21 protein-coding genes and 1 riboswitch are annotated in these 22493 nt (G+C 67.4%); of the genes, 8 read left to right on the plus strand and 13 right to left on the minus strand.

The genetic code is table 11. The annotated features are described in order from the left end of the window. Positions 1-16: 16 nt before the first annotated feature. The 10 genes from BWQ92_RS04155 to glyA all read right to left on the minus strand — a co-directional run bounded on the left by BWQ92_RS04155 (position 17) and on the right by glyA (position 9212). Complete coding sequence (locus BWQ92_RS04155; protein WP_076803502.1) at positions 17-850, minus strand: exodeoxyribonuclease III; 834 nt, start codon at positions 848-850, stop codon at positions 17-19. A gap of 10 nt (positions 851-860) precedes the next feature. Continuing rightward, a complete protein-coding gene (locus tag BWQ92_RS04160; protein ID WP_076798420.1) occupies positions 861-1418 on the minus strand; it encodes a hypothetical protein in 558 nt (185 codons plus the stop codon). A 57-nt stretch (positions 1419-1475) separates the two neighbouring features. Further along, a complete protein-coding gene (locus BWQ92_RS04165) occupies positions 1476-2309 on the minus strand; it encodes an ABC transporter permease (protein WP_076798421.1) in 834 nt (277 codons plus the stop codon). Beyond that, on the minus strand, positions 2306-3124 hold the full coding sequence (locus BWQ92_RS04170) for an ABC transporter permease (protein WP_157365265.1): 819 nt from the start codon (positions 3122-3124) through the stop codon (positions 2306-2308). The genes BWQ92_RS04165 and BWQ92_RS04170 overlap by 4 nt, the downstream gene beginning before the upstream one ends. A 58-nt stretch (positions 3125-3182) precedes the next feature. Next, complete coding sequence (locus tag BWQ92_RS04175; protein ID WP_076798423.1) at positions 3183-4145, minus strand: ABC transporter ATP-binding protein; 963 nt, start codon at positions 4143-4145, stop codon at positions 3183-3185. A gap of 102 nt (positions 4146-4247) precedes the next feature. Continuing rightward, the gene (locus BWQ92_RS04180; RefSeq protein WP_076798424.1) at positions 4248-4556 is read right to left on the minus strand and encodes an SHOCT domain-containing protein; all 309 of its coding nucleotides are present in this window, start codon (positions 4554-4556) and stop codon (positions 4248-4250) included. Between the two features lie 472 nt (positions 4557-5028). Further along, positions 5029-5694 (minus strand): response regulator, encoded by a 666-nt coding sequence (locus BWQ92_RS04185; protein WP_076798425.1) that lies wholly within the window; start codon positions 5692-5694, stop codon positions 5029-5031. Next, positions 5691-6887, minus strand: coding sequence for a sensor histidine kinase (locus BWQ92_RS04190; protein ID WP_076798426.1), 1197 nt, complete (start codon positions 6885-6887; stop codon positions 5691-5693). The genes BWQ92_RS04185 and BWQ92_RS04190 overlap by 4 nt, the downstream gene beginning before the upstream one ends. A 117-nt stretch (positions 6888-7004) precedes the next feature. After that, positions 7005-7904: a bifunctional methylenetetrahydrofolate dehydrogenase/methenyltetrahydrofolate cyclohydrolase gene (locus BWQ92_RS04195; RefSeq protein WP_076798427.1), complete on the minus strand. Its 900-nt coding sequence runs from the start codon at positions 7902-7904 to the stop codon at positions 7005-7007. A gap of 3 nt (positions 7905-7907) precedes the next feature. Next, positions 7908-9212 (minus strand): serine hydroxymethyltransferase, encoded by a 1305-nt coding sequence (gene glyA / locus BWQ92_RS04200; protein ID WP_076798428.1) that lies wholly within the window; start codon positions 9210-9212, stop codon positions 7908-7910. A 172-nt stretch (positions 9213-9384) separates the two neighbouring features. Beyond that, positions 9385-9471: riboswitch (ZMP/ZTP riboswitch) on the minus strand. 42 nt (positions 9472-9513) lie between these two features. Between glyA and purU the strand changes: the two genes are divergently transcribed. From purU to BWQ92_RS04220, 4 genes are all read left to right on the plus strand, one after another. Next, positions 9514-10374 (plus strand): formyltetrahydrofolate deformylase, encoded by an 861-nt coding sequence (gene purU / locus BWQ92_RS04205; RefSeq protein WP_076798429.1) that lies wholly within the window; start codon positions 9514-9516, stop codon positions 10372-10374. Between the two features lie 72 nt (positions 10375-10446). Continuing rightward, positions 10447-10806 carry a class I SAM-dependent methyltransferase gene (locus tag BWQ92_RS04210; protein ID WP_076798430.1) on the plus strand — a complete coding sequence of 120 codons (360 nt, stop codon included), beginning with the start codon at positions 10447-10449 and terminating at the stop codon, positions 10804-10806. Positions 10807-11010: 204 nt separating this feature from the next. After that, positions 11011-11331 (plus strand): DMT family transporter, encoded by a 321-nt coding sequence (locus BWQ92_RS04215; protein ID WP_076798431.1) that lies wholly within the window; start codon positions 11011-11013, stop codon positions 11329-11331. Between the two features lie 66 nt (positions 11332-11397). Continuing rightward, positions 11398-11922 carry a gamma carbonic anhydrase family protein gene (locus tag BWQ92_RS04220; RefSeq protein WP_076798432.1) on the plus strand — a complete coding sequence of 175 codons (525 nt, stop codon included), beginning with the start codon at positions 11398-11400 and terminating at the stop codon, positions 11920-11922. 67 nt (positions 11923-11989) lie between these two features. Here the strand turns inward: BWQ92_RS04220 and BWQ92_RS04225 are convergent, their stop codons facing one another. Together BWQ92_RS04225 and BWQ92_RS04230 are read right to left on the minus strand one after the other, a co-directional pair. Beyond that, a complete protein-coding gene (locus BWQ92_RS04225; RefSeq protein ID WP_172804240.1) occupies positions 11990-13720 on the minus strand; it encodes a flavin monoamine oxidase family protein in 1731 nt (576 codons plus the stop codon). Between the two features lie 30 nt (positions 13721-13750). Next, the gene (locus tag BWQ92_RS04230; RefSeq protein ID WP_076803504.1) at positions 13751-15289 is read right to left on the minus strand and encodes an amino acid permease; all 1539 of its coding nucleotides are present in this window, start codon (positions 15287-15289) and stop codon (positions 13751-13753) included. 102 nt (positions 15290-15391) lie between these two features. Between BWQ92_RS04230 and BWQ92_RS04235 the strand changes: the two genes are divergently transcribed. Continuing rightward, on the plus strand, positions 15392-17251 hold the full coding sequence (locus BWQ92_RS04235) for a PucR family transcriptional regulator (RefSeq protein WP_076798433.1): 1860 nt from the start codon (positions 15392-15394) through the stop codon (positions 17249-17251). Here BWQ92_RS04235 and BWQ92_RS04240 read toward each other — a convergent pair. Then, positions 17248-18069: a nitrilase-related carbon-nitrogen hydrolase gene (locus tag BWQ92_RS04240; protein ID WP_442856760.1), complete on the minus strand. Its 822-nt coding sequence runs from the start codon at positions 18067-18069 to the stop codon at positions 17248-17250. The two genes, BWQ92_RS04235 and BWQ92_RS04240, sit on opposite strands and share 4 nt — an antisense overlap. A gap of 211 nt (positions 18070-18280) precedes the next feature. Between BWQ92_RS04240 and BWQ92_RS04245 the strand changes: the two genes are divergently transcribed. The 3 genes from BWQ92_RS04245 (at position 18281) to mmsB (ending at position 22479) form a co-directional block, all read left to right on the plus strand. Beyond that, complete coding sequence (locus BWQ92_RS04245; protein WP_076798434.1) at positions 18281-19471, plus strand: ROK family transcriptional regulator; 1191 nt, start codon at positions 18281-18283, stop codon at positions 19469-19471. A 130-nt stretch (positions 19472-19601) separates the two neighbouring features. Further along, positions 19602-21158 (plus strand): multiple monosaccharide ABC transporter ATP-binding protein, encoded by a 1557-nt coding sequence (gene mmsA / locus BWQ92_RS04250; RefSeq protein WP_076798435.1) that lies wholly within the window; start codon positions 19602-19604, stop codon positions 21156-21158. Positions 21159-21201: 43 nt separating this feature from the next. Further along, positions 21202-22479: a multiple monosaccharide ABC transporter permease gene (gene mmsB / locus BWQ92_RS04255; RefSeq protein ID WP_076798436.1), complete on the plus strand. Its 1278-nt coding sequence runs from the start codon at positions 21202-21204 to the stop codon at positions 22477-22479. Positions 22480-22493 lie beyond the last annotated feature (14 nt).

A 22493-nucleotide genomic window follows, 5' to 3' on the forward strand; every position in this document is an offset into this window, starting at 1 on the left:
CGTCGGAGCCTTTGGACTAGAGCCGGTAGTCCACTACCAGCGGGGCATGGTCAGAGAAGCGGGTGTCCCACGACGGCGCCCGGTCCACGACGGCCTGCACTGCGGCGGCCGCGAGGTCGGGGGTGGCCAGGTGGTAGTCGATGCGCCAGCCGGTGTCGTTGTCGAACGCCTGGCCGCGCTGCGACCACCAGGTGTAGGGGCCGTTGACGTTGCCCGCCAGGCCCCTGTGAACATCCTTCCAGCCGATCTCCTCACCGAAGAAGCGGTCAAAGTAGGCACGCTCCTCCGGCAGGAAGCCGGCACGCTTGACGTTGCCCTTCCAGTTCTTGATGTCCAGCTCGGTATGGCCGACGTTCAGGTCACCGGTGACCAGGGCGTGGTCGCTGTGCTTGGTGAGCTCGGGCAGGCGGGTGCTCATGACATCCAGGAAACGGTATTTGTCGTCCTGCTTGGGGGTGCCGGCCTCGCCGGAGTGCACGTAGGCGCTCACGACGGTCAGCTGGGACGCGTTGCCTTCGGCGTCGCGGACCCGGAAGTCCGCCTCCACCCAGCGGCCGGCCGTGGCGAAGTAGTCGTCGCCGATGTGGTCGCGGGTGACCAGGGGCTCCTCACGGGAGGCGATGGCGACGCCGGCACGGCCCTTGGCCTCTGCTTCGGCGTGCAGGATGTACCACCCTTCGCCGATGAGCTGGCGGACGATGGCGTCAGGTGCGCGGACTTCCTGCAGCGTGAGGATGTCCACTTCGCGGGTCGCCAGCCATTCGGCCATGCCCTTTTTGTAGGCAGCGCGGAGGCCGTTGACGTTGACTGTTGCGATGCGAAGGTGGTCCTTCTTCAATGCCGAGCTCACCCGTTCCACTCTAGTCGATGATGGTTCCGGTCACGGGCTCGCCGGAGCCACCGGACGACTTGATCATGTCACGCGCGTTGGTGGCGGTGATTTCGATGGTCTCCAGGGCGCGGCGGATGGTGTCCTGGTCCGCGGCTGCGCCCTTGGCCCGCTCCTGCTCCACCACGCGCACCTGCACCTGCACGATCTTGAAGGAGTGGTCGAGCTTCATGTCGCGGAGTTCTTCCGCTTCACCGCGTTCGCGGACCAGCCGGGTTCCGCCCTGGTCTGCCGTGGCAGGCGCGCGGCCGGTGGCCGCGTTGAACGCGTTGTGCGCCTCGTTGAGCTTCGCCCCGGCCTTCTTGGCCGCCCGCTGGATGCTGAACACCACGAAGGACGCCAGCGCCAGCCAGAACAGTGCGATGACAGCAACGACCCAGCCGACGACGTCGTTCTGGTTGGCGGCGAAGATCACTGCCACCAGGAAAGCGGTGATCAGGACCAGCAGGCCCGGGCCGCTGATGCGGAACATGGAGAACCCTCCCCGGCCGGGGGTGGATGGAGACTTGGAGCTGCCCAGAGATTGCATGGAGCTATTCTCTCAAATCCCCGGAGCTCCCCAGGACGCTTCCACCGGCGGCGAACGCTACTTGAGGAAGAGGCTGCGCAGCCTGCCGGTGGTGAGCATGAGACCCAGCACGATCATCACCAGGTAGTAGCCCACGTGGATGGCGGTGGCCGGTGTGAAGGAGGCGGCGCTGATCTGGCGCAGCAGTTCCACGCCGTGCCACAGGGGCATGGCCTGGATCAGCCACTGGATGTACTGCGGGTAGACGCTCAGCGGATAGAAGGTGGCGCTGAACAGGAACATCGGCAGCATGATGAAGTTCACCCAGTCCATCTGCTGGAAGGTCTTCATGAAGCTGGTGATGCCCATGCCGAAGCTGGCGAACCCGAAGGCGATCAGCACCGACGCCGGGATCATCAGCAGCGCCCAGGGGGTGGTGATCAGGCCCATCACGCCCATGACCGCCGTGAACCCGGTGGCGTACAGCAGGCCGCGCAGCAGGGCCAGGAAGATCTCCCCGATGGCCACGTCCAGCGGTCCCAGTGAGGTGTACAGCATCCCCTGGTAGAGCCTGGCGAAGTTCATCTTGAAGAAGACGTTCCAGGTGGAGTCGTACACCGCCCCGTTCATGGCAGAGACCGCCAGGAGCGCCGGTGCGATGTACGCCGCGTAGCTGATCTCCTGGCCGCCCGGGCCGGCGACGGAGCCCACGACGGCCCCCATTCCGACGCCCATCGAAATGAGGAACAGCACCGGCTCGAAGAACCCGGACAGCATGACCAGCCAGTTGTTGCTCTTGGTGGCCATCAGCCCGCGCCCGATCACCGCGCGGGCGTTACGCGAGTACAGCGGGCCGAAGCGCCGGTTCCGGGCTTCCTCCGTGACAGCGTGGCCCTGCGTCAGGACTGTCACTGCTCCATCCTCCTGACGAACTGGCGTTTGGTGAGGACCCAGCCGAACCAGGCCAGCCCCAGCAGGAACAGGACATGGATGATGGTCAGCACCGGGGACTCCTCATAGCCGAACGTCATCACCCGGCCCAGCTCCGTGCCATGCCAGATGGGCGAGATCCAGCCGATCCAGCGGACCAGCACGGGCAGCGTGTCCAGCGGGAAAAACGTGCCGGAGAACAGGAACAGCGGCATGACGATGAACCGCATCACCATCGCGAACTGGCCTTTGTCCTCCGTGATGGATGCCGCGTAGGCCATGAGCGGCAGGCCGAAGGAGAGCCCGGCCAAGGTGGCCACCAGCACTGAACCCCAGCCCCAGCCGCTGGGCGATGCGCCGAACATGGCCACGAGGACGAAGTAGATCACGGACTGCAGCAGGAACCGCAGGGTGACCGCGATGATCTGCCCGGCCGCGATCTGCTCCGGGGTCAGCGGCGAGGCGTGCGGCCCGTAGTAGACCCGGCGCCACTTGAAGCCGTCCATCACCGGGAACGTGAACTCGTTGGCGGCGGTCATGACCGCGGCGGAGACGAGCAGGGCCGGCGCGATGAAGGCGATGTAGCTGACCCCGCCGAACGCTGCGGCGCCGTTGGCGTCCACCAGGGTGGCCAGGCCGACGCCCATCGCGAACAGGTACGCCGCGGGCTGGCCCACGCTGTACAGGAAGATGGACCAGCCGTAGCCCTTCATGACGCGCAGGACCTGCTCGGCGTAGTAGAAGGCGCCCCAGCGCCGCGCTTTGGCGGCCGACACCTCAGGAGGGTGGGCGCGCAAGGTGCGTCCCGCCGTCGGACTTTCCGGTGAACTGACGCCGGAGGAGGCAGGCGATGGCTCAGTCAATGAGGCTCCTGCCGGTGAGCCGGAGGAACACGTCCTCCAGCGAGGACCTGCGCACCAGCGAGGTCAGCGGCCGCAGCCCGCGTGCGGAGACTTCCTCCAGCGCCGCCTCGCCGTCGTGCGTGTAGATCAGCACCCGGTCCGGCAGCGTCTCCAGGCGTTCGCCGATGCCCTCGAGCTCGGCGCCGATGCTGGCGTTGCGCTCCGAACCGAACCTCAGCTCCAGGACCTCCCGCGTGGAGTAGTCGCGGATGAGCGATGCCGGCGAGCCCTCGGCCATGATCCGGCCCTTGTCCACCACGATCAGCCGGTCGCACAGCTGCTCTGCCTCGTCCATATAGTGGGTGGTGAGGATGAGCGTGACGCCCTGCTCCTTCAGCCGGAACAGCCGGTCCCACAAGATGTGCCGTGCCTGCGGGTCCAGGCCGGTGGTGGGCTCGTCCAGCAGCAGGATGCGGGGCTCGTTGATGAGCGAGCGGGCGATGGTGAGGCGGCGCTTCATGCCGCCGGACAGGGCATCCACCTTGGACTTGGCCTTGTCCGTCAGCTGCGCGAACTCGAGCAGTTCGTCGGCCTTGGGCTTGAGGTAGCTCATGGGCAGGCCGAAGTAGCGGCCGTAGACCAGCAGGTTGTCCCGGACCTTGAGTTCCTCGTCCAGGTTGTCCTGCTGCGGCACCACGCCCAGGTGCGCGCGCACCTCGGGCCCGTTCCGCTCGGGGTCCAGCCCCATGATGGTCAGGCTCCCGGAGGTCCGCTGGGACACCCCGCCGATCATTTTCATGGTGGTGGACTTCCCCGCGCCGTTGGGCCCGAGCAGCCCGAAGGACTCCCCCGCCGGAACGCTGAAGGAAATGCCGTCGACGGCGGTGACGTCGCCATAGGTCTTGGTCAGGTTCTCCGCGGTAATCACGTACCGCGGCGCGGCGGGCACCGCGGGCCCTGTTTCTTGAGCGGGCACAGGCTTCTTGGACGTTCCTTCGGCGGAATGGAGTTCGGGCACCCCATTACGCTAGTACGCGGCGTTAGCCAAAGGAATAGCTAAATCTCAAAAAACAGGGTACTACCTCCGGTTTCCCCGCGGGCCGCCCCGCAGGACCTCGAGCCGCTGGCGGTATTCGGTCTCGTCAATCTCGCCCCGCGCGTAACGCTCCCGCAGGACGCTTTCCCCGCCGCGGGTGGTGGCCCACTCGTCGTTCCTGCGCCACGTGCGCCTGGCGAAGAAGATCAGCAGGCCGATGACCAGGATCCAGAACAGCGGGAACACCAGGAACCACGGCGAGTAGCCTGTGCCCCACGGGCCGTGGGCGACGGAATCGGCCAGGAACTGCGCTGGCTGGACGGCGAAAACGGTGGCTAGGGATGAAGTCATGTCATGCTCCAAAAACTCGGTACGGGCCGTCTTTCGGCTCTGCTTCGAGTCTGGCTTTCCGACGGCGGCGGGTCGTCCGACGCCGGGAGTCACCTTGGGTGCCGCACGTACTCCGCGGGGAGGCAGCCTCCTGCTGCCCCAGCCGATCCAATCTTTATGGACCCTCTCTCACTCCCTGCAGGTTTTAAGGCGATCCTCTCTCACTCCCTGCAACTTTCACGGCGACCCTCTCTCACTCCCTGCAACCTTCAAGGCGACCCTCTCTCACTCCCTGCAACCTTCAAGGCGACCCTCTCTCACTCCCAGCCGCCTCCGGGTGCCGACGCTCTATCGACTGATAGAGCGTCGGCACAAAACCTGCAGGAAGTGATAGAGCATCGGTGGTTTTGGTGCAGGGAGTGAGAGAGCGTTGGGAGCTGGCCGTCCGGTTCTGCTGCCCTCCGCCGGGAGGCCGAAGCTGGCGTCTGCAGCCCTATCCCGCCCAGCCGGGGCGGACAAGGCCCGACTCGTAGGCCAGCACCACGAGCTGGGCCCGGTCGCGCACCAGCAGCTTGGTCATGATGCGGGACACGTGGGTCTTGGCGGTCAGCGGGGTGATCACCAGCCGCTCCGCGATCTCGGCGTTGTTCAGGCCCTCGCCCACGAGCTTCAGGACCTCGCGTTCGCGTTCGGTGATGTTCTGCAGGGATACCGGAGCCGCCGTGGCCCGGGATTGCAGCGCCAGCTGGGCCATGATCCGGCGGGTGACCGACGGCGAGAGCAGGGCGTCGCCGTCGTGGACCACGCGCACGGCGCGGAGCAGCTCCTCGGGTTCGGTGTCCTTCACCAGGAACCCTGCTGCCCCGGCCCGCACCGCCTCCGCAATGTATTCGTCCAGTTCAAAGGTGGTGAGGATGATGATGCGCGTGCCGGCGAGGCCGTGGTCCGCCATGATCTTCCGCGTGGCTTCCAGGCCGTCCGTCCCGGGCATCCGGATGTCCATCAGCACGACGTCGGGACGCTCCCGGGAGGCGAGGCGGACGGCGTCGCCTCCCGTGCCGCACTCGGCCACCACCTCCATGTCCGGTTCGGCGTTCAGGAGGGCCCGGAAGCCGGCCCGGATGAGCGTCTGGTCGTCGGCCAGCAGGATGCGGATCATCGCGTCTCCCCTTCCGGCTCCGGCGGCCGCCCTGCCAGGGAACCGGCCAGCGGAATCACCGCCCGGACCCGCCAGCCGGGGTGCGGCAGCGCAGGGTTCAGCGGCGCCAAGGAGAGCGAACCGCCCACGGCGGCCGCCCTCTCCCGCATCCCCGTCACACCGTTGCCTTCCGGCACCCCGGCGGCCCCGGCGCCGTCGTCGTCAATGGTCACGGTGAGCTGCTTTCCGGGCTTCCCGTCCGGTGCCGTGCCCTCCAGTGCCAAAACGACGGCGGCCTTCCGGGCCCCTGAATGGCGCACCACGTTGGTCAGTGCCTCCTGGACGATCCGGTATGCGGCCTCCTGGACGGTGTCCGGGAGCTGCTGCACGGCGGCTGTGTCCGGCTGGGTCAGGCTGACCTCGAGCCCGGCGCGGCGCGCGTCATCGGCAAGCGCGGGAACGCGGTCCAGCCGGGGCGGCGGCGCGGGCTTCAGCGGGGCGTCCTCACGGAGCACGCCCAGAAGCTGGCGGATCTCGGCCAGGGAATCCTTGCTCGCCGCCTTGATGGCCTCCAGTGCCGGGCGGAACTGGGCGGGGTCCTTCTCCCCCAGGTGCAGCGCCACGGAGGCGCGGACGTTGATCAGCGACAGGGAATGGGCAACGACGTCGTGGATGTCCCGGGCGAGGGCCAGCCGGTACTCGTCACGGGCAGCCTGTTCGCGGGCCTCACGCTGGCGGCGGCGTTCCGCCACCCGTTCGGTCCGCAGCCGGATGCCCTCCCCCATCAGCACGAGGATGGCCAGCCATGACGTGCCGGCAAACGCCCGGACCAGGGCGAACTCGTCCCCGCTGGCCGCCGCTGCTGCCACCAGGACCGATGCACAGGCGCCGGCTACGGCCCAGGTCTGCCAGCGCTTCCCCGCCGCGGCGGAAAGCACGAATGCCAGCGCCAGGGACAGGAACACCGGGCCCCAGGCGTAGCCGAGGGCCAGGTACGCCCCTACGGAGGCGGCCGCGGCAGGAAGCATCACCAGCGGGGCGCGGCGCCGCAGTGACAGGGAGGCGGGCCCGGCCAGCAGCAGGACGAAGCCAAGGGCATCCAGCACCCGGTGGTCGGGCTGCCGGGCGGAAGCGAAGACCGTGCCCACCACCTCGATGACGGCCACCGCAACCACGATGGCCGCTGTGGGCGGTCCCCGGAAACGGCGCTGCATATCTCCGAGCCTAGCCCGGAAGGCAGCGCCCGTCGTCGGCTTAACGGCGTAGGGAGCCTACTCCCGGAGGAGTAAGCTCCCTACGCGCCGTTCGCGCCCTAACCTCGCAAGCTCAGGCTAGGAGATCCCCGCCTGGCGTTCCGCGGTTTCCACCACGTTGGCCAGGAGCATGGCGCGGGTCATCGGACCCACACCGCCCGGGTTCGGGGACAGCCAGGCGGCGACGTCGGCGGCATCGGGGTGCACGTCCCCGGTGACCACCGCCTTGCCGCTGCCGTCGTCAACGCGGCTCACACCGACGTCGAGCACGATGGCACCGGGCTTCAGGTCCTCCGCCTTGACCAGGTGCGGCACACCAGCCGCAGCGATCACGACGTCGGCCTGCCGGAGTTCGGCGGGCAGGTCGGCGGTGCCGGTGTGCGCCAGCACCACGGTGGCGTTGACGTCCTTGCGGGTCAGCAGCAGGCCCACCGGCCGGCCGATGGTCACGCCGCGGCCAACCACGAGGACGCGCTTGCCCTTCAGGTCAATGCCGTGCCGGCTGAGCAGTTCCACGCAGCCCTTGGGGGTGCAGGGCAGCGGGGACTTCATGGGTCCGCTGATGTTGGCCACGAGCCGGCCCAGGTTCATCGGGTGCAGGCCGTCGGCGTCCTTGTCCGGATCCATGGCCTCCAGGATGACGTCCTGGTCGATGTGCTTGGGCAGCGGCAGCTGGACGATGTAACCCGTGCAGTCGGGGTTTTCGTTCAGTTCGCGGACCACGTCAAGGAGCTCGTCCTGGGTGGTTTCCTCGGGCAGGTCGCGGCGGATGGAGTTGATGCCCACCTCGGCGCAGTCCTTGTGCTTGCCGCCCACGTACCAGGTGCTGCCGGGGTCAGTCCCCACCAGGATGGTGCCCAGTCCCGGGGTGACGCCCTTGGCCTTGAGTGCGGCCACGCGTGCGGTCAGCTCGGCCTTGATGGCAGCGGCGGTAGCCTTGCCGTCAAGGATCTGCGCGGTTTTTGCGGTTTCAGTCATGGATCACCACTGCTCGTGCTGCGGGTACAGCGGGAAGTCGGCTGCGAGCTTGTCCACGCGGGCCTGCAGGGCTTCAACGTCCGTGCCGGAGCCGGCCTTCAGCGCGGTGGCGATGATTTCGGCAACCTCCGTGAACTCGGTGGCGCCGAAGCCGCGGGTGGCCAGTGCCGGGGTACCGATGCGCAGGCCGGAGGTGACCATCGGCGGGCGGGGGTCGAACGGCACGGCGTTGCGGTTGACGGTGATGCCCACCGAGTGCAGGAGGTCCTCGGCCTGCTGGCCGTCCAGCTGGGAGTTGCGCAGGTCCACCAGCACCAGGTGCACGTCGGTGCCGCCGGTGAGGACGGAGACTCCGGCTTCGGCAACGTCGGCCTGGTTCAGGCGGTCGGCGATGATCTTGGCGCCTTCCAGGACGCGCTCCTGGCGCTCCTTGAATTCCTGGCTGCCGGCGATCTTGAAGGCCACGGCCTTGGCAGCGATGACGTGCATCAGCGGCCCGCCCTGCTGGCCCGGGAAGACGCTGGAGTTCAGCTTCTTGGCCCACTGTTCCTTGGCAAGGATCACACCGGAGCGGGGACCGGCGAGGGTCTTGTGTACCGTGGAGGTCACGACGTCGGAGTGCGGCACCGGGCTCGGGTGCAGGCCTGCTGCGACGAGGCCGGCGAAGTGGGCCATGTCCGTCCAGAGCAGGGCGCCGACTTCATCGGCGATGGAGCGGAAGGCTGCGAAGTCGAGGTGGCGCGGGTAGGCGGACCAGCCGGCGATGATCACCTGCGGCTTCTCGGCGATGGCCTGCTCGCGCAGCTTGTCCATGTCCACCCGGAAGCTGTCCTGCTCCACCTGGTAGGCGGCAACCTGGTAGAGCTTGCCGGAGAAGTTGAGCTTCATGCCGTGGGTGAGGTGTCCGCCGTGGGCCAGGGACAGGCCCAGGATCTTGTCACCGGGGTTGATCATGGCGGAGAGCGCGGCAGCGTTGGCCTGCGCGCCGGAGTGCGGCTGGACGTTGGCGTACTCGGCACCGAACAGGGCCTTGACCCGGTCGATCGCCAGCTGCTCGGCGACGTCAACGTACTCGCAGCCACCGTAGTACCGGCGGCCCGGGTAGCCCTCTGCGTACTTGTTGGTCAGCACGGAGCCCTGGGCTTCCATGACCGCGCGCGGGGCGAAGTTTTCGGAGGCGATCATTTCCAGGGTGCCGCGCTGGCGGCCAAGCTCCTGGTCCAGGACCGCGGCGATCTCGGGGTCGAGTTCGGCCAGCGGCTGGTTGCTGACGGAGGAGGTGCTAACGGAAGTCGGTGAAGTGGTCACGAAGAACTCCTGGCTAGGGATGGGCACTGCTAAAGGTCAGGCTACCGGCTGGAACGTTGCTCCGCCCCTCGTTGACCATCATCCGGAAGAGTTCCGGGCGCAGGTCCATATAAGGGCGCCGCAGCGCACTGGGTGGCTGCTCTTCGAAAAGCAGCGCTACCGGCAAAACATGACCCTCGGCCCAGGCGTACGATCCGTGGTCTTCGTGAGTGCCGCTCCCTGGTGGTTAGCCACCCAAACGCCAGTTGCGACGCCACCACACTATCAAAAGCGGGACCAACGCGCGGGTAGGCTGTTCTTCGTGAATGAAGACCAGCTCGCCAAATCGTATGTCGTTACCCTCTCCTGCCCTGACCGCCCCGGAATCGTGCACGCCGTTGCCGGCGCCCTGCTCGTGGCGGGCTGCAACATCATGGATTCCCAGCAGTACGGCAGCGAGACCACCGGCACCTTCTTCATGCGCGTGGAAGCCACCACCAAGGCCTCCCAGAACGAGGTGGTCGCCGCCCTGGAACCCGTGGCCGAAGCCTTCGGCATGCAGTGGACCCTGAACCCCGTGGGCCGCAAGGTCCGCACCCTGCTGATGGCCAGCAAGTCGGCCCATTGCCTGAACGACCTCCTGTTCCTGCAGCGCTCCGGGACCGTGCCCATCGAGATTCCCGCGATCGTCTCCAACCACCGCGACCTGGCCGGGCTGGCCGAGTTCTACGGCATCCCGTTCCACTACATCCCGGTGACGCCCGAGACCAAGGACCAGGCCGAGGACCAGCTGCGCAAGATCATCGCCGAAGAGGGCGTCGAACTGACCGTCCTGGCCCGCTACATGCAGGTCCTCTCCGACGACCTCTGCACCGAGCTGACCGGCAAGGCGATCAACATCCACCACTCCTTCCTGCCCTCCTTCAAAGGCGCCAAGCCGTACCACCAGGCCTATGCGCGCGGCGTGAAGCTGATCGGCGCCACCGCGCATTACGTCACCGCCGCGCTGGACGAGGGCCCGATCATTGAGCAGGAAGTCATCCGGGTCAGCCACTCGCGGACGGCGGAGCAGCTGGTGCAGATGGGCCGGGACGTGGAAGGCCGCACCCTCGCCCAGGCCGTGCAGTGGCATGCAGAACACCGCGTGCTGCTGGACGGCAACCGGACGGTCGTCTTCAACTGAGCAACCCCTTCGCCGCCGCGGTCCCTTCGTGGGTTCCGTGGCGGCGGCTTTTAACCAAGACTGGTTAACACGATGACTCTGCTGACAGAAACTTCGCTGGAACCATTCATCGCCCTGCTCAAGGCCCAGGGCAGGCACGCCGTGCTGGACGTGTGCTGCGGCCCGGGCGACGACGGGCTCCGGTTCGTCCAGGCCGGCATCCACTACACGGGCGTGGATCCCTTCGACGGCAACGTCCGGTACGCCATGGCCCGCCGCTTGAGCGTGTCGGTCGCAGATCCGACGTCCCTGCCCTTCGCCGCGAACACATTTCCGGCGATCTGGGCGGTCCAGTCGCTGGAGGGCCTCACCGCGGAGGAGGCGGACGACGTCGTCCGGGAGCTTGAGCGCGTGGCAGAACCGGGTGCGCCGATCGCCGTCGTTCTGCCCTGACGCTGTCTTCTCCGGCACTTTGCTGTCTCCCCCGGCACCTGCCGGCATGGGCGCGGCACCTGCCCGCATGGCCCCGGCGTCCTGCCTTCCGCGTTCATCCGATTCCGATGCGGCGTGTCCGGCCGTTTAGGATGGAATGTTTCGCCGGGCTCTGCTGGCGGCACGCCGGCAACTGTTCCGGCGGTGGGGAAAGGACGAATCTTCGTGGGCTATGTCTATCTGGCGCTGGCGATCGCTGTGGAGGTTCTGGGCACCAGCCTGCTGAAGTCCACGGAAGGATTTACCCGGCTGTGGCCCAGCGTCTTGTGCCTGGGTTCGTATGGGGTGGCCTTCGTCCTGCTGTCACAGGTGGTCAAGAGTGTGCCGGTCGGGGTCGCCTATGCCCTGTGGTCAGGCCTCGGAACGGTTGCCATCGTGGCCATCGGCGCCATGTTCCTCGGTGAAGAGCTGAACCTGACGAAGATCCTGGGCATCGGCCTGGTGGTGGCCGGCGTCGTCGTCCTGAACGTTGGCGGAGCCCACTGACTGTACTCCGGCGGGAGCGCCAGCCGGGCGGGTCCGATGGGTCATTGGTGTCCTAGGCTTGGGGGCATGGCTCCCATTTACCCCTTTGCCGGTGACACCCCGGACATCCACCCTTCCGTTTTCGTTGCGCCGACGGCGTCGGTCATCGGCCGCGCCACGCTCGCCGAGGATTCCAGCGCGTTCTACGGCGTTTCGGTCCGCGCGGACACCGCCGCCATCACCGTGGGCGCCGGCAGCAACCTGCAGGACAACGTGGTGCTGCACGCCGACCCCGGCTTCCCCTGCAGCGTCGGGGCCCGTGTCAGCGTCGGGCACAGCGCCGTCGTCCATGGCTGCACCGTCGAGGACGACTGCCTTATCGGCATGAGCGCCACCATCCTGAATGGAGCAGTGATCGGCGCCGGCTCGCTCGTGGCGGCCGGCGCCGTCGTGCTGGAAGGGACGGTAGTCCCGCCCCGCTCGCTGGTGGCCGGGGTCCCGGCCAAGGTGCGCCGCGAACTCACCGATGAGGAGTTCGACGGCGTGAAGGGCAATGCCGCGCACTACCGCGACCTCGCCCAGGCGCACCGGGAGATGCACGCGCCCAGGTAGGCCGCAGCACAGGGTGTTCCCGGCGCCGGGAACGCCCTGACGTGCTGCCTGGCTGGGTGCCCCGGGCTTAGTCCAGGCTGATCGGGCCCAGTTCATCCAGCAGGTCGCCGGGCCCGGGGTTGCCGGGTGCCGAGGAGCCGCCGAGGTGGTTCACCACGCCCCACACTGCGTTCAGGCCCGTGGTCACGGCGCCCTCGGCCCAGCCGGCGGTGAACGAGACGTCGTCGCCGGCGAGGAAGATGCCGCGCTGGCTCTCCGGCAGCCTGTCCTGCTTGAAGTGCGTGAACAGCCGCTGCTGGTAGCGGTAGTGGCCGGGCAGGTTCGCCTTGAAGGCGCCCATGAAGTTGGGGTCGGCCTCCCAGGAGACGGTGATGGGCTGGCCCACGATGTGGCTGGCGATGTCCACGCCGGGGTAGATCTGCTCGAGGGAGTGCAGCATCAGCTCCACGCGTTCGTCGGCGTTGAGCGCCAGCCACTTCAGCGCGTCGTCGTTCCACGTGTAGGACAGCAGGATCACGGCGGGCTGGTCTGGTCCGTTGTCCAAGAGGTAGGTGGCGCGGTTGAGCCGGTCCGTCAGGGTCATGGACAGCACCTCCCTGCCGGTTTCCGGGTCGATGTCCTTCCAGAACGGCCGGTCCACCATCACGAACGTCTTGGACGACTGCATGTAGTGCGAGCGCTCGATCGCCGTCCACAGCTCGGCCGGGAACAGTGCCTCCTCCGTATGGATCCGGGTGGACAGCAGCCACGACTGGCAGGTGGTGACCACGGCCGGGTAGGACGCTTCCCTCCCCCACCGCTCACGGACGCGGAGGTTGCCGTCGGCGTCGCGGCTGATCCGTTCGACGGCGCCGCGCGGCGAGCCGGAGTGCAGGGACGCCAGGGACGTCCCCTCCGGCCAGTGCACCATGCCCGACGGCGTGTGCCGCCACAGTGCCTCCGGGAGCCTTTGCGCTCCCCCGGCGATGAGGCGGTGCTGGTCATCGGCGTCGGTGTACACGACGCGCAGGATTTCCAGGATCGAGTTGGGGAAGTCGGTGTCCCAGCCGCCGGTGCCGAAGCCGACCTGGCCGAACGCCTCGCGGTGCGCGAAGCCGGCCTTCCGGAACGCGTTGCTGCTGGCGATGAAGCCGTAGAAGGTCTCCTCGTCGAGCTCCGGGAGAAGCTCGTTCCACAGTTCCTTGATCCGGGCCGTGTCCCGCGCCCGGATGGCCTCCTGCATCTGCGTGAACTGCGCGCCGTCGTTCACGGCGGCCTTCCAGGCGTCGGCCACTTCGCGGAAGAAGGGCGGCAGGTCCGCGGAGGTGTTGGCGTAGTGTTTCTGCCCTGCCAGCTCGATCACGGTGCTGGAAGTTGCCGGGGCCAGGGGGTTGGGGAAGTCCTGCGTTTCCAGCCCCAGCAGGTCAACGTAGTGGTAGAAGGCCTTGCCGGACACCGGGAACCGCATGCCGCCCAGGTCTGCCACCACATCGGGAGCCGCCGGGAAGCTGGCGGTGCGCAGGCGTCCGCCAAGCTGGTCCGCTTCATACAGCACCGGACGCAGCCCGAGCTTCATCAGCTCGTACGCCGTGACCAGCCCGGACAGCCCGGCGCCCACCACGGCGACCTCGGTGCCGTACAGTTCCGGCGGGACCGATCCCAGTCCGTCCGGGTGGGACAGGTAGTGGTCGTAGCTGAAGGGGAAGTCCGGGTTCAGCATGGTCACCGGGGCCTGGTCCGGCACCCCGGCACCGGGCAGGCCTGGCGCGGTGGTCACGCTGGACGGGTCAGAGGCCGGCAGTTCGGTAGCGGTTGTCATGGAAGGTCTGTCTCCGTGGTCTCGTGTTTTTTACTGATGGAAGGTTGTCTGGTCAGCGGATGCAGGTGCTGGGGAAAAATCACGGCCGGATAGTTCACGGTATTCCTCCTGCCCCAGCGCGGCTACCCGCGAGTGCCGCCTGCCGTAGCCGAAGTAGGCGGCAAGGCCCACGAGCATCCAGACCCCGAAGGTCACCCATGTGTCAGCGCCCAGGTTGGCCATCAGGTAGACGCACATCAGCGCGCCCAGGATCGGTGTCAGCGGGAACAGCGGAACCCGGAAGGTCCGCCGGAGCTCCGGCTGCGTGCGGCGGAGGTAGAGAACTGCCACGTTCACCAGGGCGAACGCGAACAGGGTGCCGATGCTGGTGGCGTCGGCGAGCGCCCCGAGCGGGACCAGCCCGGCAGTGAGCGCGACGGCGGTTCCCACGATCAACGTTCCGGCAACCGGGGTGCCGGTCCGGTGCGAGACACGGCCAAAGACGCGGGGAACCAGTCCGTCACGGGACATGGAGAGCAGGATGCGGGTCTGTCCGTAGAGGACGGTGAGCACAATGCTGGCGATGGCCAGGACCGCTCCGACGGCGAACACGAGAGCGATCCACGGCTGTCCGGTGATTTCCTCAAGGATCTTCACCAGTGAGGCCTCGGTGCCGTCGAACCAGCCCCACGGGCGGGCGCCGATGGCTGCAACGGCAACCAGCACGTAGATAGTGGTGACAATCAGCATGGAGAGCATGATGGCCCTGGGCAGGTCTCGCTTCGGGTTGCGGGCCTCCTCGCCCGCGGTGGAGGCGGCGTCGAAGCCGATGTAGGAGAAGAACACCCGCGAGGCGGCGGCGGAGACGCCGGCTGCCCCCATCGGCAGCAGCGGCTCGAAGTGGCCGCCGTTGAAGGCGGTGAAGGCCACGGCACAGAAGAAGACCAGGATGCCCACCTTGACCACCACGATCGCGGTGTTGATCCACGCACTTTCCTTGGCGCCGCGGACCAGCAGAACCATGGCCAGCACCACGATCACCATGGCCGGAATGTTCACCAGGCCGCCGTCGCCCGGAGGCTGTGACACCGCATCCGGCAGCACCTGCCCGAAGACCGCCAGGGTTTCGTTGACGTACTGTCCCGCGCCCACGGCCACCGCCGCAACGGAGACGGCGTATTCGAGCACGAGGCACCAGCCGCAGATCCAGGCCATGCCCTCCCCCATGGTGGCGTACGTGTAGGAATAACTGGATCCGGCGGCAGGCACCATGCCGGCCATTTCGGCGTAGGACACGGCGGACAGCAGCGCGGCGAGGCCGGCGATGGCGAACGAGATCCAGATGGCCGGCCCTGCCAGCGGCACGGACTCGCCCAGGATCACCAGGATGCCGGTGCCGAGGGTGGCTCCCACGCTGATCATCGTCAGCTGCAGGACCCCGAAGCTGCGCACCAGCCGGGTTCCGCCATGGCCCGTCTCGGCTTCCTGCACCATCTGCCCGATCGGCTTGCGGCGGAGCAGCTGGGCTGCCAGTCCGGGGCGGCCGGCCTGTAGTGGAGGCCGCTGTCCTGCTTGGGTGGGCACAGTCATCATTGACGTCCGTTCGTGAGTAGTTGGGGGCTTTCCGTCGCTCCAGCCTAGGCATGTGAGTCACCTCTCAATGCTGTGCAAAATGACCTAGAGTGTTCTGGCATGGGACGTAATGCACAACAGGCCGGTGCGCCCGGCGGCACCGGCGACACCCCTTCCGCCGCCGGTTCGGCCGCTGAACATCAGGGCGGTGTCACCCTCGACCAGCTCCTGGCGCGGCTGCCCGCCGGGCTGGAGCTGGTTCACGACGGCGGCAACGGCTCCGGCGTGCTGCGGTGGGTTGAGCCGAGTGAGCTGGAGGACCCCACGCCCTACCTGCTCGACGGCGAGTTCCTCCTCACGGCGGGCCTGCCCTTCGTGGCCGGCGCAGGCGGGACGGCGGACCGGGGCGCAGGCGGCCGCGCGGCCAGTGAGGGTGCGGAAGACGGTGCGATGGGCGCCGCAGATGCCGTACCAGCCTGCGCCGCGGGTGACGGTGCGATGAGCGCCGCAGGTGACGCGGCCGCCGTCGACGCCTACGTCCGGCGCCTGGTGAAGGCCGGAGTCGTGGCACTCGGCTTCGGCCTCGAGCCGTACTTCAGCTCCGTCCCGGAGACCGTGGTGGCCGCCTGCGTCCGGCACAACCTGACCCTCCTGCAGGTGCCGAGCACCATCCCGTTCGCCGCCATTGGCCTGGAGTTTTCCCGGCTCCTCGAGTCGGACAACGCCAAACTGTTCCGGCACCTCGCGGACACCAACCGGCAGCTGATGCGTGCTGTCCTGTCCGCCAGGCCCGAACACGAACTGCTCGCAGCCCTCGCCCAGCGGGTTCCGGTGTGGGCCATGCTCATCGGCGCGGACGGCCGGGTGCGCGCCCGGGCAGGCTCCGGCGTCGAGGTTGCCGCGCTGCAGCCGCTGCTGGGCCGGCTCCTGGGCGGAAGCGGTCCGCGCGTCGAGATGGATTCCCTGGACCGCCCGGGGTCCGGTCTCGTGTTCGGGCATCCGCTGCGGAGTGCGCGCGATGCCAACCTCGGCGCGCTGGTGCTGGGCACTGACGCCCCGCTAACGCCCGCGCAGAACAGCGTGGTCTCCTCCGCCGTCGGGCTCCTGGAGCTCCTGGTCCGGCAGCGGACCAGCGGATCGCTGGCGCCGAGCCAGCTGGCAACGTCCCTGCTGCTGCACCCGGACAGCCTGTCCGCCGGCGGGGCGCGGCACATCAACGGACTCCGTGACCTGCTGGCCCAGAGTACGTCCTCCACGCGGTCCGCCCAGCTGCGCGTTGTGCAGGGAGTCCGGGCAGCGCAGCACATTGGAGCCCAGGGCGCCGGAATTCAAGACACCGGACATGAAGGCGCCGGGGCGCAGGTAGCCGGTGCCGTGCAGGGCATCCGGCCGGACAAGGCCGCCGGACGCGCCGGCGAGAGCCCGGTCCGTGAGCTGCTGCAGTGGCGCCGCCTGTTCGACACCAAACTCGTGGAGCTCACGGACTACGGCTTCGCTGCGATCACCCGGCTCAGGGTGGACGATGCGCTGCTGGCCGAAGTCGAAAAGCTGGGGTGGCGGCTGGTCATCGGGGACCCCAGCGAGCTCACGGACCTGAGCAGCGCCTACCAGCGGGTGACGGCACTGCGGCAGCGCGTCCAGACCACCGGCAAGAGCGCGCGGGTGGGCGAAGTGACGTGGACGGTCGCCGGACTGCTCGGCCAGGAAGCCGGAACGATGCTGGCCGGCCGGCTGCTGGAGCCGGTGCTCAGCCAGGACAGCGAACGCCGAACCGCCCAGCTGTCCGTGCTGAAGGCATGGCTCGGCGAGAACGGTAACTGGGATGCCACCGCCAAAGCGCTGGGCCTCCACCGCAACAGCGTCCGCCGGCAGATCAATGCGGTGGCCGAGCTGTTGGACACCGACCTGAACCAGGCGCAGGTGCGGGCCGAACTCTGGATTGCGCTGCAGTACGTGGACGAGCTGCAGGCCGGCGCTTAGTCCTGCGAAGGCTTTGCGGCGCCGGGCTTTTCCCAGGCCCGGTAGACGTCGGGCCGCCGTTCGCGCAGGTAGGGCACGGCGTCCCGCGCCCGGCGGGCCGCTTCGGCGCTGACCTCGGCATACACAAGCTCCTCGCCGCGACCAGCAGAGGCCAGCAGTTCGCCGTCCGGTCCGGCAATGACGCTCCCGCCCAGGAAGGTGCAGCCGTCCTCCTGTCCGGAGTGGTTGGCGTAGGCCACTGTCAGCTGGCTCTCCAGCGCCCGGGCCCGCAGCAGCACCTGCGGAACCGAATCGAAGCCGTGGGCCAGTGCGGTGGGGACAAGGAGCAGGTCGGCGCCCGCCGCGGCGGCCGCGCGCACTGTCTCCGGAAACTCCACGTCGTAGCAGATGGCCAGCGAGGCTTTGAGGCCACCCAGATCGACGACGGCGGGGGCTGCTTCCGCGGGGCTGAACGCTTTGCGCTCCTCCGGGCCAAAAAGGTGGACCTTGGCGTAGCTGAGCAATTCGTTACCGGCGTGGTCCAGGACTGTCGCGGTGATCTGCCACTCGCCACCGGGCGCAACAGCGGGCAGGCTGTAGACGAGGGCAGTCCGGTGCTTGGCGGCGATGCCTGCCAGAGTCCGCCGGAGGCCGGGCAGGGTCCCGGGGTCCAGCTCGGCCCGGACACGCAGCGGGGCGTAGCCCACCGGGAAAAGCTCGGGGGTCAGCAACGCCCCGGCGCCAGCTTCCGCGGCCGTCCGCGCCGCCCGGTCAATGGCGGCGCAGTTCCGCTCGATGTCCAAAACACTGGAGTTCGCCTGCATCAGCGCCAGCTTCACCGTGATCACCTCAAGTCTTCGTGGATGCCCCGCCCAGCACCGGGCGCCGTTTCCTTCAGCGTATCTGCGGCGGCGGCCCCCGATCCGGTCCATTTGCACCGTCCCGCACGCTCTGCGGGATGGATCGCCCGCCACGAGTTATTCGTCCAGATGCTGGGGTATTGCGTTAACTTCTTGACTACAAGGGCAGGAATGGTGCAATGTTCATTTCATGCCCTCACCATCGAGCTCAACGAGGAGCCGAACCAAAAACCCCGGGTCGCAATCGGCCCTCAGGAGCCTGAACCAGCAGCGCATCATCGAGTGTCTCCTGAACGGCCCCTCGACCCAGGCGGAACTGGCGCGGCAGACGGGACTCTCCACGGCGACGGTGTCCAACATCGTCAAAATCATGCAGGATTCGGGGCTCGCATCCACCGAGCCGACCACCAGTTCCGGACGGCGGGCGCTCAACGTCCGGCTGAACAGCAACGGCGCCGTGGCGGTGGGCATCGACTTTGGCCGGCGGCACCTGAGGGTGGTTCTTGCCTCGCTCAGCTACCACATCATCGCCGAAGAATCCGTCCTCCTGCCCCTCGGCCACCAGGCCGAGCAGGGCATCCAGGCCGCCGTCGCACTGCTGGACAAACTGCTGGCCGACAGCGGGGTGGAGCGCAGCGCAGTGGTGGGTGCCGGCGTCGGAATTCCCGGCCCCACCGACCACCGGACCAGCACTGTCGCCCAAGGGGCAATCCTTCCCGAATGGGTGGGCATCGACATCCTGGAGCGCCTCGAAGAGGCGTTCCAGTTCCCCATATTCATTGACAACGACTCGAATTTGGGTGCCCTGTCCGAGGTCACGTGGGGACCCCACAGCGGCGTCAGCAACCTGCTGTTCATGAAGATCGGTTCGGGCATCGGCGCGGGGCTGATCCTCAACGGCAACCCCTTCTACGGCAACGTCGGCATCACGGGCGAAATCGGGCATGCGACCATCCACGAACACGGCCTGATCTGCCGCTGCGGCAACCGGGGATGCCTGGAAACCATCGCCTCCACCACCACCATGATCGAACTGCTGAGCCGGGGCGAGGAGCGGCCGCTCACGCCCGAGGACATCGTCCGCAAGGCACTCGCGAGGGACGCCGCCACCCTGCGCGTAGTGGACGACGCCGGCCTGGCTGTGGGACGCGCGCTGGGGAACGTGGCGAACCTGATCAATCCCGAGGTGATTGTGGTGGGCGGTCCGCTGGCGGGGCTGGGCGACATCCTCCTGGACCCGATCCGGCGCGGGCTGGTGCGGCACGCCGTGCCGGTCGTCGGGGAAACCACCACCCTGACCATGTCCTCGCTGAACGACCGGGCCGAGGCCCTGGGCGCCGCCTCGCTGGTCTTCCAGCACGCAGGAATCCGGCGCACGTAGCGTTTCGTTATCCCGCCGTTGCGTTAAAGACTTGACGACAACGGCATGCTCCATCTACTTTTTTCATCAGACGGCCCCTGTGACTTGCAGGGGAGACAACGAAGTCAATGCATTGGAGGCGTAAGGGCAAATGACGTCCCTCAACACGCAGAGCGAACCGGTTCTCCTGGAGATGCGCTCCATCACCAAGGAATTCCCCGGTGTTAAAGCCTTGTCCGATGTGAACCTTCGGGTGAAGGCCGGCGAAATCCACGCGATCTGCGGGGAGAACGGCGCCGGCAAGTCCACCCTCATGAAGGTGCTCTCCGGCGTGTACCCCTACGGCAGCTACAGCGGCGACATCGTGTACCAGAACGAGGTGCAGCAGTTCAAGGACATCCGGGCCAGCGAACATGCCGGCATCGTGATCATCCACCAGGAGCTGGCCCTCATCCCGGAACTCTCCATCACGGAGAACATCTTCCTGGGCAACGAACCGGTCAAGCGGGGCGTGATCGACTGGGCCGAGGCCCGCACCCGGTCCCGTGAGCTGTTGGCCCGGGTGGGCCTGCGCGAGGACCCGGACACCCCGATCAAGGAGATCGGCGTCGGCAAGCAGCAGCTGGTGGAAATCGCCAAGGCGCTGAACAAGTCCGTGAAGCTCCTCATCCTCGACGAGCCCACGGCGGCACTGAACGAATCCGACTCCCAGCACCTGCTGGACCTGATCCTGGGCCTGAAAGGCCGCGGCATCACCTCGATCATCATTTCCCACAAGCTCAACGAGATCGAGCAGATCGCGGACTCCATCACCATCATCCGCGACGGCAAGTCCATCGAGACGCTCAACGTCAAGGCCGACGGCGTGGACGAGGACCGCATCATCAAGGGCATGGTGGGGCGCACCCTGGAATCCCGGTTCCCGGACCACGAGCCCAAGATCGGGGAGGTCCTGTTCGAGGTCAAGGACTGGACGGTGGGCCACCCGCAGGTCCAGGACCGCCTGGTCTGCAAGGGCTCCAACTTCTTCGTCCGCCGCGGCGAGATCGTTGGCTTCGCCGGGCTGATGGGCGCCGGCCGGACCGAGCTCGCACGGTCCGTCTTCGGCCGCTCCTACGGCCGCTTCATCAGCGGCCGGATCTACAAGGACGGCAAGGAACTCCACCTCAAGAACGTCAGGCAGGCCATCGACGCCGGCCTGGGCTACGTCACCGAGGACCGCAAGTCGCTCGGGCTGAACCTGCTGGATGACATCAAGACCACCACGGTCTCCGCGGCGCTGAAGAAGATCAGCAAGCGCCTGGTGGTGGACGCCAACAAGGAATTCACCATCGCGGAGCAGTACCGCAAATCCCTGCGGACCAAGACGCCGTCCGTGGAGGAGGGCGTGGCCAAGCTGTCCGGCGGCAACCAGCAGAAGGTGGTCCTGGCCAAGTGGATGTTCACCGACCCCGACCTGCTGATCCTGGACGAACCCACCCGCGGCATCGACGTCGGCGCAAAGTACGAGATCTACGGGATCATCCAGCAGCTGGCCAACCAGGGCAAGGGCGTCATCGTGATCTCCTCCGAACTCCCCGAACTGCTCGGTCTCTCCGACCGCATCTACACGATCTTCGAAGGCGCCATCACAGGTGTCCTGAACAAGGAGGAGGCCAGCCAGGAAAGCCTCATGAAACTCATGACCTCCAACCGCAAAGCCGCCTGACCCTCTGGAACCCTCCAGACCCTTCCAGAACAAGGACTGACAAATGAACGCGCTCAAGAAGCTCTTTGGCGGCAACACCCGTCAATTCGGCATGATCTTCGCCCTGGTGGCGCTGATCATTTTCTTCCAAATCGCCACCGACGGCCGCACGCTGACGCCGGGCAACGTGATCAACCTCTTCAACGGCAACTCCTACATCCTGATCCTGGCCATCGGCATGGTGCTGGTGATCATTGCCGGCCACATCGACCTGTCAGTCGGTTCCGTCGCGGCCTTCGTCGGCGTCACGGTGGCCCTGGCCATCCGGGACTGGGGAATCCCCTGGTACGCGGGCATCCTGCTGGGCCTCGCGCTTGGTGCGCTGATCGGAGCCTGGCAAGGGTTCTGGACGGCCTACGTGGGCATCCCCGCGTTCATCGTCACGCTGGCCGGCATGCTGCTGTTCCGCGGTTTCAACCAGTTCGTCGGCAAGTCCAACACCATCCCCGTCCCCTCGGACTTCCAGTACATCGGCTCCGGCTACCTTCCGGAGGTCGGCCCGAACACCGGCTTCAACAACCTGACGCTGCTGCTGGGCCTGCTCGCCGTCGCGTTCGTGGTCTTCAGCGAACTGCGCAACCGCCGCACAGCGAAGGCCCTCGGCGCGGAGGTCCCCGAGGGCTGGGTGGTGGCCACCAAGCTGATCCTGGTCTGCGGCGCCATCCTCTACGCCACCTACCTGTTCGCCACCGGCCGCCCCGGCACGTCCTTCCCCATCCCCGGCCTCATCCTGGCCGTCATGGTCCTGGTCTACGGCTTCATCGCCTCCAAGACGGTCGTCGGCCGCCACATCTACGCCGTGGGCGGCAACCGCCACGCGGCCGAACTCTCCGGCGTCCAGTCCAAGAAGGTCAACTTCATGGTCATGATGAACATGGCCATCCTGGCCGGCCTCGCCGGCATGATCTTCGTCGGCCGCTCCACAGCCTCCGGACCGTTCGACGGCGTGGGCTGGGAACTTGACGCCATCGCGGCCGTGTTCATAGGCGGCGCCGCGGTCACCGGCGGCGTGGGCACCGTGATCGGCTCGATCGTCGGCGGCCTGGTCATGGCTGTCCTGAATAACGGCCTGCAGCTGCTCGGCGTCGGCGCCGACCTGACCCAGATCATCAAGGGCCTGGTGCTGCTGATCGCCGTCGCGTTCGACGTCTACAACAAGAGCCAGGGCAAGCGCTCCATCATCGGCATGCTGACCCAGAACTTCAACCGCCCCAGCGGAGGCACCCCGCTCCAGCCCGACGAAGTGACCTCCACCAAGGAAACCATCTCCCGGGAAGCCTGAGCACCGCCCGCTCC

Source organism: Arthrobacter sp. QXT-31 (assembly GCF_001969265.1).
Lineage (GTDB): Bacteria > Actinomycetota > Actinomycetes > Actinomycetales > Micrococcaceae > Arthrobacter.